At 38.6% G+C, this 16,598-nt stretch carries 15 protein-coding genes; all 15 read left to right on the top strand.

What is annotated here, in order from left to right:
• Positions 1–43: 43 nt before the first annotated feature.
• Positions 44–3,916: a DNA-directed RNA polymerase subunit beta gene (rpoB, locus tag HUW48_RS20590; protein WP_182412732.1), complete on the top strand. Its 3,873-nt coding sequence runs from the start codon at positions 44–46 to the stop codon at positions 3,914–3,916.
• A gap of 102 nt (positions 3,917–4,018) precedes the next feature.
• Positions 4,019–8,332 (top strand): DNA-directed RNA polymerase subunit beta', encoded by a 4,314-nt coding sequence (gene rpoC, locus HUW48_RS20585; RefSeq protein WP_182412731.1) that lies wholly within the window; start codon positions 4,019–4,021, stop codon positions 8,330–8,332.
• Between the two features lie 4 nt (positions 8,333–8,336).
• Positions 8,337–8,660 (top strand): DUF3467 domain-containing protein, encoded by a 324-nt coding sequence (locus HUW48_RS20580; protein ID WP_182412730.1) that lies wholly within the window; start codon positions 8,337–8,339, stop codon positions 8,658–8,660.
• 146 nt (positions 8,661–8,806) lie between these two features.
• Entirely contained in the window at positions 8,807–8,995 is a 189-nt protein-coding gene (locus HUW48_RS20575) for a hypothetical protein (protein ID WP_182412729.1), read from the top strand.
• A 227-nt stretch (positions 8,996–9,222) separates the two neighbouring features.
• Positions 9,223–9,645: a 30S ribosomal protein S12 gene (rpsL, locus tag HUW48_RS20570; protein ID WP_115373877.1), complete on the top strand. Its 423-nt coding sequence runs from the start codon at positions 9,223–9,225 to the stop codon at positions 9,643–9,645.
• A gap of 15 nt (positions 9,646–9,660) precedes the next feature.
• Positions 9,661–10,128 (top strand): 30S ribosomal protein S7, encoded by a 468-nt coding sequence (gene rpsG, locus HUW48_RS20565; RefSeq protein ID WP_182412728.1) that lies wholly within the window; start codon positions 9,661–9,663, stop codon positions 10,126–10,128.
• Positions 10,129–10,130: 2 nt separating this feature from the next.
• Positions 10,131–12,230, top strand: coding sequence for an elongation factor G (gene fusA / locus HUW48_RS20560; RefSeq protein ID WP_182412727.1), 2,100 nt, complete (start codon positions 10,131–10,133; stop codon positions 12,228–12,230).
• An 11-nt stretch (positions 12,231–12,241) separates the two neighbouring features.
• A complete protein-coding gene (rpsJ, locus tag HUW48_RS20555) occupies positions 12,242–12,547 on the top strand; it encodes a 30S ribosomal protein S10 (protein ID WP_106930172.1) in 306 nt (101 codons plus the stop codon).
• Between the two features lie 159 nt (positions 12,548–12,706).
• On the top strand, positions 12,707–13,324 hold the full coding sequence (gene rplC, locus HUW48_RS20550; protein ID WP_182412726.1) for a 50S ribosomal protein L3: 618 nt from the start codon (positions 12,707–12,709) through the stop codon (positions 13,322–13,324).
• Between the two features lies 1 nt (position 13,325).
• Positions 13,326–13,955 carry a 50S ribosomal protein L4 gene (gene rplD, locus HUW48_RS20545; protein ID WP_182412725.1) on the top strand — a complete coding sequence of 210 codons (630 nt, stop codon included), beginning with the start codon at positions 13,326–13,328 and terminating at the stop codon, positions 13,953–13,955.
• A gap of 2 nt (positions 13,956–13,957) precedes the next feature.
• Positions 13,958–14,245 (top strand): 50S ribosomal protein L23, encoded by a 288-nt coding sequence (rplW, locus tag HUW48_RS20540; RefSeq protein ID WP_182412724.1) that lies wholly within the window; start codon positions 13,958–13,960, stop codon positions 14,243–14,245.
• Positions 14,246–14,250: 5 nt separating this feature from the next.
• Positions 14,251–15,078, top strand: a complete 828-nt coding sequence (rplB, locus tag HUW48_RS20535; RefSeq protein ID WP_182412723.1) for a 50S ribosomal protein L2 — start codon at positions 14,251–14,253, stop codon at positions 15,076–15,078.
• Positions 15,078–15,356, top strand: a complete 279-nt coding sequence (rpsS, locus tag HUW48_RS20530; RefSeq protein WP_182412722.1) for a 30S ribosomal protein S19 — start codon at positions 15,078–15,080, stop codon at positions 15,354–15,356. Before rplB ends, rpsS begins: the two co-directional genes overlap by 1 nt.
• 1 nt (position 15,357) lies before the next feature.
• Complete coding sequence (gene rplV, locus HUW48_RS20525; RefSeq protein ID WP_182412721.1) at positions 15,358–15,747, top strand: 50S ribosomal protein L22; 390 nt, start codon at positions 15,358–15,360, stop codon at positions 15,745–15,747.
• A 7-nt stretch (positions 15,748–15,754) separates the two neighbouring features.
• The gene (gene rpsC, locus HUW48_RS20520) at positions 15,755–16,597 is read left to right on the top strand and encodes a 30S ribosomal protein S3 (protein WP_182412720.1); all 843 of its coding nucleotides are present in this window, start codon (positions 15,755–15,757) and stop codon (positions 16,595–16,597) included.
• The last annotated feature ends 1 nt before the right edge of the window (position 16,598 follow it).

Here is a 16,598-nt window from a genome sequence, read left to right as displayed (position 1 = left end):
TGGGATTACTTAAATAAGTTTGTAAACTTTAAATTTCAAAGTTTTGGCTAAACATAAAATAACTGAGCGGATAAACTTCGCTTCGATTACCCCAGTAATTGATTATCCCGACTTCCTCGATGTTCAGCTTCAATCTTTCCGTGATTTCTTTCAATTAGAAACACCCGCTGAAAATAGGACGGATGAAGGATTATTTAAGGTGTTTGCAGAAAATTTCCCAATTTCTGATTCAAGGGAAAATTTTGTACTCGAGTTTATCGATTACCATGTCGATCCACCTAAATATTCGGTTGACGAATGTATTGATAGAGGATTAACTTACTCCGTTCCTTTAAAAGCAAAGCTTCGTTTGATTTGCAATGATGAAGATAACGAAGATTTTGAAACCATTGAGCAGGAAGTTTTCTTAGGAAACATTCCTTACATGACGGAAAAAGGATCTTTTGTAATTAATGGAGCGGAACGGGTTATTGTTTCTCAACTACATCGTTCACCAGGCGTATTCTTTGCGCAAAGCAAGCATACTAATGGTACCAAGTTATATTCAGCCCGGATTATTCCATTTAAAGGTTCCTGGATAGAATTTGCTACTGACGTAAACAACGTTATGTACGCTTACATCGACCGGAAGAAGAAGTTTCCGGTTACTACTTTGCTGCGTGCCATTGGTTATGGTACAGATAAAGACATTCTGGATTTATTTGGTTTGTCGGAAGAAGTACCAGCCGATAAAAAAACCATGAAGAAAGCGGTAGGCCGCAAGTTAGCAGCTCGGGTATTACGTACCTGGACGGAGGACTTTGTGGATGAAGATACCGGTGAAGTAGTTTCTATAGACAGAAATGAAGTTTTATTAGAACGCGATTCAACGTTAACGGAAGAAGATATTGATACAATTCTGGATTCAGGAGCAAAATCAATTATCCTGCACCGTGAGAATGTAAATATTGCGGATTATACAATCATCTATAATACTTTACAAAAAGATAATTCAAATTCAGAGCAAGAAGCAGTTGAACAAATCTACCGTCAATTGCGGAATACAGAAGCTCCTGACGTGGAAACGGCTAGGGATATAATCCAAAAGTTATTCTTCTCCGACAAACGTTATGATTTAGGTGATGTTGGACGTTATCGGATTAACAAGAAGTTAGGCTTAGATAATAACTGGGATGCTAAAGTTCTGACTAATGAGGATATAGTATTAATCGTAAAGTACCTCATTGGTTTAATTAATTCCAAAGCTGTTGTTGATGATATTGACCACTTAAGCAATCGCCGGGTTCGTACAGTTGGAGAGCAATTATATGCGCAATTTGGTGTTGGCTTAGCTCGTATGGCCCGTACCATTAAAGAACGGATGAACGTTCGGGATAATGAAGAGTTTAAGCCAGTTGATTTAATCAATGCAAGAACACTTTCTTCTGTTATTAACTCTTTCTTTGGAACGAACCAATTATCTCAGTTCATGGATCAAACTAATCCGTTAGCAGAGATTACGCACAAACGGCGGGTGTCAGCTTTAGGGCCAGGAGGTCTTTCCCGGGAAAGAGCAGGATTTGAGGTACGTGACGTGCATTATACCCATTATGGTCGTTTGTGTACAATTGAAACACCGGAAGGACCTAATATTGGTCTGATTTCTTCGTTGTGTGTACACGCACGCGTGAATAATATGGGCTTTATTGAAACTCCTTACCGCAAGGTTACAGATGGTAAAGTAGAAGTAGAAACAGGAGTAGTTTATTTGACTGCCGAAGAAGAAGATACTCACCATATTGCTCAAGCGAATGCAATCATTGACGAAAGAGGGAATTTCTTGAATGATAGAGTGAAAGGACGATTTGAAGGTGACTTCCCAGTAACAGAGCCATCTACTTATACCTATATGGATGTTGCACCTAATCAAATCGTATCAGTAGCGGCCTCATTGATTCCATTCTTGGAGCATGATGATGCTAACCGGGCTTTGATGGGATCGAATATGCAACGCCAGGCGGTACCATTATTAAAACCACAGGCACCTATTGTTGGTACAGGTTTAGAGGGTCGGGCTGCTATTGATTCACGTACTTTAATTGTAGCTGAAGGTTCAGGTATAGTGGAGTATGTAGATGCAAATAAGGTAGTAGTAAAATACGACCTGAGCGAAGACGATAAGCTTGTCAGCTTTGACGCTGAGTACGTAACCTACGACCTTATTAAGTTCCGGAGAACTAACCAGGATACCTGTATCAATCTAATGCCGATTGTACATAAAGGTGAGGTAGTTAGAAAAGGACAGGCATTATGCGAAGGATATGCTACTAATGATGGTGAATTAGCTTTAGGTCGTAACTTACAAGTTGCCTTCATGCCTTGGCAAGGTTATAACTTCGAGGATGCAATTGTTATTTCGGAGAAAGTTGTTCGAGATGATGTATTTACCTCTATCCACATTGAAGAATTCGAGTTGGAAGTTCGTGAAACGAAACGTGGTGAAGAAGAATTAACTTCTGAAATTCCAAATGTAAGCGAAGAAGCAGTCCGGAACTTAGATGAAAATGGTATTATCCGTCGCGGAGCGGAAGTTAAAGAAGGTGATATTCTGATTGGTAAAATCACTCCTAAAGGAGAAACTGATCCAACTCCGGAAGAAAAATTACTACGTGCCATATTTGGGGATAAAGCTGGTGATGTGAAGGATGCCTCGCTTAAAGCACCGCCTTCTTTAAATGGTGTGGTAATTGAGACAAAATTATTCTCGCGTCCGAAAAAAGATAAAAACCTGCGGGCTAAGTCTAAGAAAGAAGTGGAAGATTTAAAATCCCATTATAACAGTGAGTTGAAAGCTGTTAAAAACATAATGGTGGATAAACTTACCACCTTGCTTGATGGACAAATTGCCAATGGTATAAAGCATAAATTCGGAGATGAAATCATGTCGAAAGGCGTGAAATTTTCACGGAAAAATATCGCCGAAAATTTATTCCCAGATAAGAACCCATATAAGGACGAAAGTAATTATGCCGTTCCAGAAGAGGTTAACTTATTTAAGGACCTGATTTTGGAAAACTGGACTGCTGACGATCGTATCAATAATATGGTTATTGGGCTGGTTAAGAATTATAACAAGCGTCGTAACAATATTTCGGCTCGGTTTAAGCGGGAACGCTTTACCTTAGAAGTAGGTGATGAATTACCAGCAGGTATAGTGCAATTGGCAAAAGTTTATATTGCTAAAAAGCGTAAGCTTAAAGTTGGTGATAAAATGGCTGGTCGCCATGGTAATAAAGGGGTAGTAGCTCGTATTGTTCGCGAAGAAGATATGCCATTTTTAGAAGATGGAACACCAATGGATATAGTTTTAAATCCACTCGGGGTACCATCGCGGATGAACATCGGTCAGATTTACGAAACAGTATTGGGCTGGGCAGGTTTGAGATTAGGTAAAAAATACGCTACTCCAATATTCGACGGTGCTTCGGAAGAGCAGGTGTCTGCTGAGTTGGCCGAAGCAGGTGTTCCTCGTTATGGTCGTACTTATCTGTATGATGGATTAACCGGCGATAAATTTGATCAACCTGTAACAGTTGGTGTAATTTATATGCTCAAATTAGGGCACTTAGTGGATGATAAGATGCACGCGCGTTCTATTGGACCGTATTCACTTATTACGCAACAGCCGTTAGGTGGTAAAGCTCAATTCGGTGGTCAGCGTTTCGGTGAGATGGAAGTGTGGGCTTTGGAGGCATTTGGTGCATCCCATGTCTTACAGGAGATCTTAACGGTAAAATCAGATGATGTGATCGGAAGAGCGAAGGCTTACGAGGCTATTGTAAAAGGCGATGTGTTGCCAAAACCAAATATTCCTGAATCATTTAATGTATTGATTCATGAGTTAAGAGGCTTGGCACTTGAAATCACATTAGATTAATTGAGGTAGAATTAATTATTAGGCAAGAAATAGAAATGTTTCTTGCTTAATATTCGTTCTATTCTTTAAAGAGACAAATTGTAAAATTTTCAAATCTGAAAAATGACATTTGCAAAAAATAAAAAACTAGTTCAGGACTTTTCCAAAATCACAATTAGCCTTTCTTCTCCGGAATCCATTCTGGAGCGGTCGAACGGCGAAGTAACAAAGCCAGAAACTATCAATTACAGAACATATAAACCAGAAATGGGAGGATTGTTCTGTGAGAGAATTTTTGGTCCAGTTAAAGATTGGGAATGTCACTGCGGTAAATACAAAAGAATCAGATATAAAGGTATTATCTGTGACCGTTGCGGGGTTGAAGTTACCGAAAAGAAAGTACGTCGCGAACGCATGGGGCATATAGAGTTAGTAGTACCTGTTGCTCATATTTGGTACTTTAAATCCTTGCCAAATAAAATAGGCTATTTACTAGGCTTACCAACTAAGAAGCTCGACCAAATTATTTACTACGAGCGGTATGTAGTAGTGCAGCCAGGTATATTAGCAGAAGATGGCGTAAATACTTTAGATTTCTTAACGGAAGATGAATACCTGGATATGGTAGATAAACTTCCGCGCGAAAATCAGATGCTGGATAACAGCGATCCGAATAAATTTATTGCTAAGATGGGTGCTGAGGCGCTGGAGTTATTATTAACCCGCATAAACCTTGATGACTTGTCTTATGAATTACGTTATTCTGCTGCGCATGAAACTTCTCAGCAACGTAAAGGAGAGGCTTTAAAACGTTTGCGCGTTGTAGAAGCCTTCCGGGATGCGGCTACCCGCATTGAAAATAGGCCGGAGTGGATGGTTATTCGCATGGTACCGGTTATTCCGCCAGAATTACGGCCATTAGTTCCATTAGATGGTGGTCGTTTTGCTACTTCTGACTTGAACGACTTATATCGTCGGGTTATAATCCGCAATAACCGCTTAAAGCGTTTGATTGAGATTAAAGCGCCAGAGGTAATTCTGCGGAATGAGAAGCGAATGTTACAGGAAGCTGTCGACTCTTTATTTGACAACTCTCGTAAAGTTAATGCAGTTCGGGCAGAAGGTAACCGGGCCTTGAAATCTCTTTCCGATATGTTGAAAGGTAAGCAAGGTCGTTTCCGTCAGAACTTATTAGGTAAGCGGGTTGACTATTCTGGTCGTTCGGTTATTGTAGTAGGTCCGGAGCTTAAATTGCATGAATGCGGTTTACCTAAAAATATGGCAGCCGAGCTTTTCAAGCCGTTCATTATTCGTAAACTGATTGAGCGGGGTATTGTCAAAACAGTAAAATCGGCTAAAAAAATTGTGGACCGCAAAGATCCGGTTGTATGGGATATCTTAGAAAATGTATTGAAAGGACATCCTGTATTACTTAACCGCGCTCCAACTCTGCACCGTTTAGGTATTCAAGCTTTTCAGCCAAAACTGATTGAAGGTAAAGCGATTCAGCTACATCCATTAGTATGTACCGCATTCAACGCTGACTTTGACGGTGACCAAATGGCGGTGCACGTACCACTGGGACCAGCAGCTATTTTGGAAGCTTCTATGTTAATGTTGGCCTCCCATAATATCTTGAACCCTGCCAATGGTGCTCCTATTGCTGTACCATCTCAGGACATGGTATTGGGTTTGTATTATGTAACTAAAGGTAAGCGTACCACTGAAACTGAGAAGATTGCTGGGGAAGGTAGAATTTTCTATAGTGCAGAAGAAGTAATCATTGCTATTAACGAAGGGCAATTATCTAAACATGCCTATATTAAGGTTAGGACTAACGTTCTGGATGAAAATGACAAAATCGTTACGAAAGTAATCGAAACTGTAGCTGGTCGGGTGTTATTTAATCAGTTTGTGCCAGAAGAAGTTGGTTTCGTGGACGAGCTGCTAACTAAGAAAAAGCTGCAACAAATTATTTCCCGTGTGTTTAAAGCAACGGGTATGGCTCGTACAGCCCAATTCCTGGATGATATTAAAACCTTAGGGTTCCAGTCAGCTTATAAAGGTGGCCTTTCTATGGGATTAGGTGATATTGTAATTCCAAAAGAAAAAGACATCCTGGTTGAGCAGGCTAAAAAAGATGTAGATGCTGTTTGGGCAAACTACTCTATGGGTCTGATTACGGACAACGAACGATACAACCAAGTAATTGATATTTGGACTCGTATTAACAACCAAATTACTGAAACCCTGATGAGCCGTCTGGAAAAAGACGATCAAGGTTTTAACTCTATCTACATGATGATGCACTCTGGAGCCCGTGGTTCCCGTGAGCAGATTCGTCAGTTAGGTGGTATGCGGGGTCTGATGGCAAAGCCACAGAAGTCATTACAGGGTTCAGTAGGTGAGATTATTGAAAACCCGATTCTTTCTAACTTTAAAGAAGGTTTAGATGTAATTGAGTACTTTATTTCGACTCACGGTGCTCGGAAAGGTTTAGCGGATACTGCACTTAAAACTGCAGATGCTGGTTATCTGACCCGTCGTTTAGTAGACGTATCGCAAGATGTTATTGTGAACGAAGAAGATTGCGGTACTTTACGTGGTCTGGAAGTAAGTGCTTTAAAAGACAATGAAGATATTGTAGAATCTCTTTCAGAGCGTATCTTGGGTCGGGTCAATGTGCATGACGTAATTGACCCGGTTACTAATGAAATGATTTTAGAAGCTGGAAGCGAAATTACAGAAGAAATTACCAAAAAGATTGAAGCTACCAGCATTGAAACAGTAGAGATCCGATCTGTATTAACTTGTGAAAGCAAGCGTGGTATCTGTGCAAAATGCTATGGTCGTAATCTTTCTTCTGGCCGTATGGTACAGAAAGGTGAAGCAGTTGGTGTTATTGCCGCTCAATCAATTGGTGAACCAGGTACCCAGTTAACTCTTCGTACATTCCACGTAGGTGGTACCGCTTCAAACATTGCGGTAGATGCGGCTATTCGTGCCAAATTTACCGGAGAAATCGAGTTTGAAGATGTTCGGACCATAGAAACAGTTAACAACGAAGGAAATACCGTTAAAGTAGTAATGGGACGTTCTGGTGAAGTAAGAATTGTAGAACCAGGTACTAACAAAATTTTGATCTCCAATCACGTGCCTTATGGATCTTTCTTAACAGTAGAAGAAGGACAAACCATCACGAAAGGCGATGAAATTTGTTCTTGGGATCCGTATAATGCCGTTATTCTTTCAGAGTTTGATGGTTTAATTTCTTATGAAGCCCTCATTGAAGGTATTACTTTCCGGGAAGAATCTGATGAACAGACTGGTCACCGGGAAAAAGTGATTATAGAAACAAAAGATAAAACCCAGAATCCATCAATTGTAGTAAATCCAAGTAACGGCGAAAGCAAAGGGTACAATATACCAGTAGGAGCGCACTTAACGGTAGAAGATGGAGAACAAATCCGTGCTGGCCAGATTTTAGCAAAAATTCCACGTGCTATTGGTAAAACCAGAGATATTACAGGTGGTCTGCCTCGGGTAACTGAATTATTTGAAGCCCGTAACCCATCTAACCCCGCAGTAGTTTCTGAAATTGATGGTGTGGTATCTTATGGTGGTGTGAAACGTGGTAACCGGGAAATCTTCATTGAATCGAAAGATGGCGTGAAGAAAAAATACATGGTGCCATTATCAAAACACATCCTGGTACAAGATAATGATTTTGTGAGGGCTGGTTTACCATTGTCAGATGGAGCTATTACGCCAACCGATATTCTGAATATTCAAGGTCCAGGTGCCGTTCAGGAGTATTTGGTAAATGAGATTCAGGAAGTTTATCGTTTACAAGGTGTAAAAATCAACGATAAACACATTGAAGTTGTCGTTCGCCAGATGATGCAGAAAGTTATGGTAATTGATCCAGGAGATACTACCTTCCTTGAAAATCAAGTGGTGGATAAAGTTACTTTCATGGAAGAAAACGATACCATTATTGACATGAAAGTAGTGGAAGACTCTGGAGATTCTACTAATTTGAAACCAGGCCAGATTGTAACTTCTCGCCGTTTACGCGATGAAAACTCAAGCTTGAAACGTCGTGATCTCCGTGCAGTAACCGTCCGGGATGCTCAACCAGCCGTATCTAAACCGACCTTGCAAGGTATTACACAAGCGTCGTTAGGTACTCAAAGCTGGATTTCTGCTGCATCCTTCCAGGAGACTACTAAAGTGTTAAGCGAAGCAGCCATTAAAGGCAAGGCTGATGAGCTGTTAGGATTAAAAGAAAACGTTATTGTTGGTCACTTGATTCCAGCAGGAACAGGTTTACGAGAGTACAACAACTTAATAGTAGGTTCTAAAGAAGAATATGATGCTTTAATTGCTTCTAAACAAACAACTAAAGCAAGACAATCGGAATTACAAAACAGATAAAATCATGGCCAGAGAAGCATCGAAAGGTGAACAAAACCAAATTAATATTGAGCTTTCTGAAGAAATAGCAGAAGGCGAATATGCTAATTTGGCAATGATTGCTCATTCAAGCAGTGAATTTGTGATTGATTTTATACGATTAATGCCAGGAATTCCAAAAGCTAAAGTAAAATCGAGAATAGTTATTACCCCAGAGCATGCTAAGAGATTATTAGCAGCGCTAGCCGATAATATTCAACGATTTGAAAGCTCTTTTGGCACTATCAAACAAACCCAAGAAGAACCTAGTTTTCCAATGAATTTCGGAAATAATATAGGGGAAGCTTAAAGGTAATGTGATTACAAGTAAAAGCCCTTGTTTATAAAACAAGGGCTTTTTTATTAACTGATTATTTAGTAATATAAAAAACTTGAAATAATACTTTCATCCGAAACTTATGTGTCGTAAAAAGAACATAATAAATGAGAAACAGTATGAAAGCAATAGAATTTAATACAATTATAGAAGCTGATGGAGTAATTGAACTTCCAGATTACTATAAAAATAAATGTGAAGGACCAGCGAAGGTAATTATCTTACAGGAAGAAGTAGCAAATCCAAAAGATAAGGTAGAACAAGAATACGCAAAAGTAAAGGAAATAATTAAAGCAATTCAGGATTAAAGATAGTTTCAAAGCACAAATTAGGCCTAATCAGAATTAATTTGTGCTTATAATTTATAAACAATATAATAGAAAATCTTATTTGTACTTACTAGTGCGGGTTAGGTATTAGAAAATACTAAGTGCTTCAGAATTACTTTATTAAATTTTTTGATATTGCAGAGTATTTTATATACCTTTGCAATCCAATTTGGAATAACACCATTTTAATAATAAAAAATTAGTAAATGCCTACTATACAGCAATTAGTAAGAAAGGGTAGAGAAAAATTAACAACTAAATCAAAATCTCCTGCCTTAGATTCATGCCCACAAAGAAGAGGCGTGTGTACCCGTGTTTACACAACTACTCCAAAAAAGCCAAATTCTGCAATGCGTAAAGTGGCTCGCGTGCGGTTAACCAACGGAAAAGAGGTGAACGCCTATATTCCAGGTGAGGGTCATAATTTACAGGAACACTCGATCGTATTAATCCGGGGTGGAAGGGTAAAAGATTTGCCAGGAGTTAGATATCATATAATCCGTGGAGCTTTAGACACCGCAGGAGTAAATGGTAGATTGCAAAGAAGATCTAAATACGGAGCAAAACGTCCGAAACCGGGACAAGCTGCAGCTGCAGGAAAAGGAGCACCTGCTAAGAAGAAAAAATAACATTGTTTTAATAAGATGAGAAAAGCAAAACCTAAAAATAGAATTCTCCTTCCAGATCCTAAGTACAAAGAAACCTTAGTTACAAGGTTCGTTAATTACCTCATGTACGATGGGAAGAAAAGTATCGCATATAATATTTTTTACGATGCTTGTGAAGTAGTGGAGAAGAGAACAAAAGAAAATGGGTTAGAGACTTGGAGAAAGGCATTAAATAATATTATGCCTAGTGTGGAGGTTAAAAGCCGTCGTGTAGGAGGAGCTACTTTCCAAGTGCCAACGGAAGTTAGACCAGACAGAAAAATCTCATTAGGCATTAAATGGATGATTCTGTACGCAAGAAAGCGTGGCGAAAAAACTATGACGGATAAACTAGCTGGAGAAATAATTGCTGCAGCTAAAGGTGAAGGTGCGGCTGTTAAGAAAAAAGATGATACCCACCGGATGGCTGAAGCAAATAAAGCCTTCTCGCATTTTAGATTTTAGAAATGGCTCGCGATTTAAAATATACTAGAAATATTGGTATTGCCGCACACATTGATGCTGGTAAAACCACCACAACAGAACGTATTCTTTACTATTCTGGAGTAAGCCATAAAATAGGTGAAGTTCATGACGGAGCGGCAACTATGGACTGGATGGAACAGGAACAGGAAAGAGGTATTACCATTACTTCTGCTGCTACAACAGTTAGCTGGGATTATAGAGGAAATAAGTATCATATAAACATCATTGATACTCCTGGTCACGTGGATTTTACTGTTGAAGTAAACCGCTCTTTAAGAGTATTAGATGGATTAGTATTCTTATTTAGTGCGGTAGATGGAGTAGAACCACAATCCGAAACAAACTGGCGTTTAGCAAACAATTATAATGTAGCCCGCATCGGTTTTGTTAATAAGATGGACCGTTCTGGTGCAGACTTCCTGGCAGTAGTAAGGCAAGTAAAAGAAATGTTAGGAAGTAATGCAGTGGCATTACAATTACCTATTGGCTCAGAAGATAATTTTAGAGGAGTAGTTGATTTAGTAAACTTCCGGGGAATAGAATGGAATGAACATGATAAAGGAATGACCTTTACTGAAGTTCCAATTCCGGATGATATGTTGGATGAAGCCACAGAGTACCGTGAAAAGTTACTGGAAGCAGTAGCTGAGTACGATGAAAGCTTGATGGAAAAATATTTTGATGATCCGGAATCAATTACGGAAGATGAAATATTGACGGCTCTAAGAAAGGCAACTATTGACATGGCGATTGTTCCAATGTTATGTGGATCTTCCTTTAAAAATAAAGGAGTTCAAACAATGTTGGATTACGTAATGGCATTGTGCCCTTCTCCATTAGATAAAGAAAGTATAAAAGGTACCAACCCTGATACTGGAGAAGAAGTAGCACGTAAACCGTCTGAAACCGAACCTTTTGCTGCATTAGCGTTCAAAATTGCTACTGACCCTTACGTGGGCCGCCTTTGTTTTATTCGGGCTTATTCAGGCGTATTAGAGTCAGGTTCTTACGTTTATAATACTCGTTCTGAAAATAAAGAACGAATCTCTAGAATTTTTCAAATGCATGCAAATAAGCAAAATGCAATTGAAAGACTAAGTGCCGGTGATATTGGAGCTGTAGTTGGTTTTAAAGATATTAAAACCGGAGATACTCTGTGTGCCCAGGATGCTAAGATTGTATTAGAAGCAATGGACTTTCCTGAACCAGTAATCGGATATGCTATTGAACCAAAAACGCAAGCTGATGCTGATAAAATGGGTATGGCTATTGGTAAGTTAGTGGAGGAAGATCCAACTTTACAGGTACATACTGACCAAGAAACAGGCCAAACTATTCTTCGAGGAATGGGAGAGCTTCACTTAGAAATTATCATGGACCGCTTAAAGCGTGAGTTTAAAGTGGAGATTAACCAAGGTGCACCGCAAGTAGCCTACAAAGAAACAATTACCAAAAATGTTGAACACCGGGAAACTTATAAAAAGCAATCTGGTGGTAGAGGTAAATTTGGAGACATTGTGTTTGAATTAGGACCACGCGAAGATAATAAGCAAGGCCTGGAATTTGTAAACGGCATTGTAGGTGGGGTAATACCAAAAGAATTTATTCCAGCTATTCAGAAAGGTTTCGAAGAAGCAATGAAAGATGGCGTATTGGCAGGATTTCCAATAGAAGCTATGAAGGTTCGCTTATTCCATGGATCATATCATGAAGTTGACTCAGATGCTTTATCTTTTGAATTGGCAGCGCGTCAAGGATTTAAAGAAGCGGCACGTAAGTGTGCTCCAAAATTATTGGAGCCAATAATGGCATTAGAAGTAATTACTCCTGACGAATATACAGGTCCGGTAACTGGCGACTTAAATAGAAGAAGAGGGTTAATGAAAGGAATGGATACTAAAGCTGGTTCGCAAGTAGTAAAAGCTGATGTGCCATTATCAGAATTGTTTGGCTATGTAACCGACTTAAGAACACTTACTTCAGGAAGAGCAACAGCAAACTTAACATTCTCCCATTACGAACAAGTGCCGCAAAACCTAGCAGATGGCATTGTTGCAAAAACTAAAGGAACTGGTAAATAGCGGTAAATAAAATGAATCAGAAAATAAGAATAAAATTAAAATCTTACGATCACAATTTGGTTGACAAATCGTCAGAAAAGATTGTTAAAGCTGTTAAAGCGACTGGTGCAATCGTAAGTGGACCTATTCCTTTACCAACAGAGAAGGATAAGTTTACTGTACTGAGATCTCCTCACGTAAATAAAAAAGCAAGGGAGCAATTTCAATTATGTACTTACAAAAGATTAGTAGATATTTATTCTACTAGTTCTAAGACAGTGGATGCATTAATGAAGTTAGAATTACCAAGCGGCGTAGATGTTGAAATTAAAGTTTGATAAATAATAATTTCTATAATAAAAAAACCAGAGTTAATCTCTGGTTTTTTTATGTGCCTGATTATTTGTGAAATAATTTTTTGCAAATAATAAAAATTTAGTATCTTTGCACTCCCTTAACGAAAGGATAAGGGTAATATATATAAATAAACAAGTAGAATGCCTGGAATTATCGGTAAAAAAATCGGAATGACAAGCCTCTTCACTCCTGATGGAAAAAGCATAGCTGCTACGCTTATCCAAGCGGGACCGTGTGTAGTTACACAGGTTAAAACAGTTGAAGTGGATGGTTACCAAGCTGTACAAGTCGGCTATGGTGAAGTAAAGGAAAAAAAAGTATCGCGAGCGTTAGCAGGCCACTTCAAAAAAGCGGATACAACAGCAAAAGCAAAAGTTGTTGAATTTAGAACTGAAGATGAAACTTTTAAATTAGGCGACACCATTGGAGTTGATCTTTTTGAAGAAGGTGAATTTTTAGATGTGGTTGGAACATCTAAAGGTAAAGGTTTTCAAGGAGTAGTAAAACGTTATAATTTTGGTGGAGTTGGTGGCCAAACACACGGTCAACACAACCGAGCCAGACACCCTGGTTCTATTGGTGCCTGCTCTTGGCCCTCAAGAGTTTTCAAAGGTATGCGAATGGCTGGTAGAATGGGTAATAACCGCGTTAAGATTCAGAACTTACGAGTTATGCGGGTTTTAGCAGATAAAAATTTAATTCTTGTAAGCGGCTCTGTTCCTGGTGCCAAAAATTCATTTGTTGTATTAGAAAAATAAAATGGAACTTTCTGTATTAAACATTAATGGACAAGATACGGGCAGAAAGGTAAATCTTTCAGATGCAATTTTTGGAGTTGAGCCAAATGAGCATGCCATGTATCTAGATGTAAAACAGTATCTAGCTAATCAACGGCAGGGTACGCATAAATCAAAGGAGCGGAATGAAGTTTCTGGTACAACTAAGAAACTCAAAAAGCAAAAAGGAACAGGTGGTGCAAGAGCTGGTTCCATGAAATCTCCTGTGTTTATTGGTGGTGGTCGTGTATTTGGACCTAGACCAAGAGATTATTCTTTTAAATTAAATAAAAAAGTAAAATCATTAGCTCGTATTTCGGCTTTATCTTCTTTGGTTCGTGATAACAAAGTTTCTTTAATAGAATCAATTCAATTAGCTCAACCAAAAACAAAAGATTTTACTGGTATTTTAAATAATCTAAAAGTTAAAAATAAAAAAGCGCTCATAATTACTTCAGAAATTGACCATAATCTTTTTCTATCAAGCCGCAATTTGCCAAAAGTAAAAGTTTCAACAGCAGCTAACCTTAATACTTATGATTTGCTGAACTCAGATGCTTTACTTTTAACGGAAGAAAGTGTAAATGCATTAGAGCAACTTTATAATAAATAAAGATGGAAATTTTAAAGAGACCTCTAGTTACAGAGAAAATGACTGCTCTAAATGAGAGTGGAAAATATGCTTTTGAAGTTGGTAAAAACGCTAATAAAGTTGAGATAAAAAAGCAGATTGAAAAATTGTATGGAGTAACGGTAGAAAAAGTTGCCACAATGCGTGTTCAAGGTAAGTTAAAATCTAGAAACACAAAAGCTGGTGTAGTTTCTGGCCGTAAGCCAACCGTTAAAAAAGCAATAGTTACCTTGAAGAAAGGTGATATTATTGATTTCTATAATAACATTTAAATAGAATGGCATTAAAAAAACTAAGACCAACAACACCAGGTCAAAGATTTAGAATAGCGCCGGAGTTTGAAGAAATTACTTCAAGTACTCCCGAGAAATCTTTGTTGGCACCAATATCAAAATCTGGTGGTAGAAATGATTCCGGTAAAATGACCATGCGTTATATAGGCGGTGGTCATAAAAAGCAATACCGCATAATTGATTTTAAAAGAACAAAGGTTGGCATTCCAGCTACAGTTAAATCAATTGAATACGATCCGAATCGTACTGCCCGCATTGCTCTCATCTATTATGCAGATGGTGAAAAAAGTTACATTTTAGCTCCGGCAGGATTAAAAGTAGGGAACATAGTGCTTTCAGGACCAGGTATTGCTCCGGAAGTAGGGAATTGCTTGCCACTAACCGATATACCTTTAGGTACCATTGTTCATAATATCGAACTTATGCCAGGTAATGGAGGAACATTAGCAAGAAGTGCAGGAACTTACGCCCAATTAGTTGCTCGTGAAAGTAAATATGCCACGTTAAAATTGCCTTCGGGTGAGATGCGCATGGTTTTAGTGAATTGTATGGCTACAGTAGGAACTGTATCTAATGCAGATCACATGAATGAAAACTTGGGTAAAGCTGGTAGAAATCGTTGGTTAGGTGTCCGACCAAGAGTAAGAGGGGTAGCAATGAACCCAGTAGATCACCCAATGGGAGGTGGTGAAGGTAAATCATCAGGTGGCCATCCTCGTTCTCGGAAAGGCTTGTATGCCAAAGGTAGAAAAACAAGAAATAAAAATAAGTATTCCGAAAACCTGATTGTTAATAGAGGTAAAAATAAATAATGGGAAGATCATTAAAAAAAGGGCCTTACATTGACTTCAGGCTCGAGAGAAAAATAACTGCATTGGACGACTCAGGCAAAAAAGCTGTTGTTAAAACCTGGTCTCGACGTTCCATGATATCACCTGATTTCGTTGGACATACATTTGCAGTACATAATGGTAATAAATTTATTCCTGTATACGTGACGGAAAATATGGTAGGTCATAAGCTTGGGGAGTTCGCTCCTACTCGCAACTTCCGCGGACACGTGGCTAAAAAAGATAAAGGAAAGAGATAGAATGGAAGCAATAGCTAAATTAAGAAACGTTCCTACATCACCACGTAAAATGCGGTTAGTAGCGAACTTAGTTCGTGGAAAGAGTGTTAACAAAGCTTTGGGTCTACTTAAGTTTGAAGCAAATTCAGGTGCTGAACGAATAGAAAAGCTTTTATTATCGGCGTTATCTAACTGGCAACAAAAAAATGAAAATGTTCGCTTAGAAGATGCAAATTTAGTAATAAAAGAAATATTTGTGGATGAAGGTAAAATGTTAAAAAGACTAAGACCTGCACCACAAGGCCGAGGACATAGAATTAGAAAGCGTTCTAATCATGTTACTTTGATTGTGGATAGTATTCCAGAAGAAAATTTAATAAGTGTTTCAGAAAATTTGAATAACGCCAAATAGTTTAATAATGGGACAAAAAGTTAATCCGGTAGGTTTTAGATTAGGTGTCATCAAAGGATGGGACTCCAACTGGTATGGCGGAAAAGATTTTGCTGAAAAACTTATCGAGGATGAAAAAATAAGAAAATACATCTTAGCTCGTATTCCTAAAGGGGGAATTTCTAAAATTGTTTTAGAAAGAACTTTGAAAAGAATTACCATTACTATTAATACGGCTCGTCCTGGTGTAGTAATTGGCAAAGGTGGTCAAGAGGTTGATAAAATAAAAGAAGAATTAAAGAAGATCACTAACAAAGATGTTCAAATTAATATCTTCGAAATAAAAAGACCTGAGCTCGATGCAAAGTTAGTTGGTGAATCAGTTGCTCAGCAGTTACAGGCTCGTATTTCTTTTAGAAGAGCCATGAAGCAAGCTATTGCTTCAGCCATAAGAGTAGGAGCAGAAGGTGTAAAGATACAAGTTTCTGGCCGTTTAGGTGGAGCAGAAATGGCTCGTACGGAACATTATAAAGAAGGTCGTACGCCATTACATACTTTAAGAGCAGATATTGATTATGCGTTATCAGAAGCTCAAACGGTTTATGGTAAATTAGGAATTAAGGTTTGGATCTTTAAAGGTGAAGTTTTTGGTAAGAAAGACTTATCACCAAATCAAGAACCTTCAAAACCAGCTAATTCTGCCTCTAACTCACCTCGCGGAGAACGTACGAATGATCGTGGTGACAGAGGTAATGATCGGGGAAATAGAAATCGGGGTGATCGCAATGACCGGGGTGATCGTGGAGGTGACCGTAATAATAGCAGAGGAGGAAATAACCGGGGTGCTGGTAAAAGTGGTGGACGTCGGTAAA

The organism is Adhaeribacter radiodurans, from assembly GCF_014075995.1.
In the GTDB taxonomy this organism is placed as follows: Bacteria; Bacteroidota; Bacteroidia; order Cytophagales; family Hymenobacteraceae; genus Adhaeribacter; species Adhaeribacter radiodurans.
The sequence above is the reverse complement of the archived record's forward strand: the minus strand, read 5'-3'. Positions and strand labels throughout refer to the sequence as shown.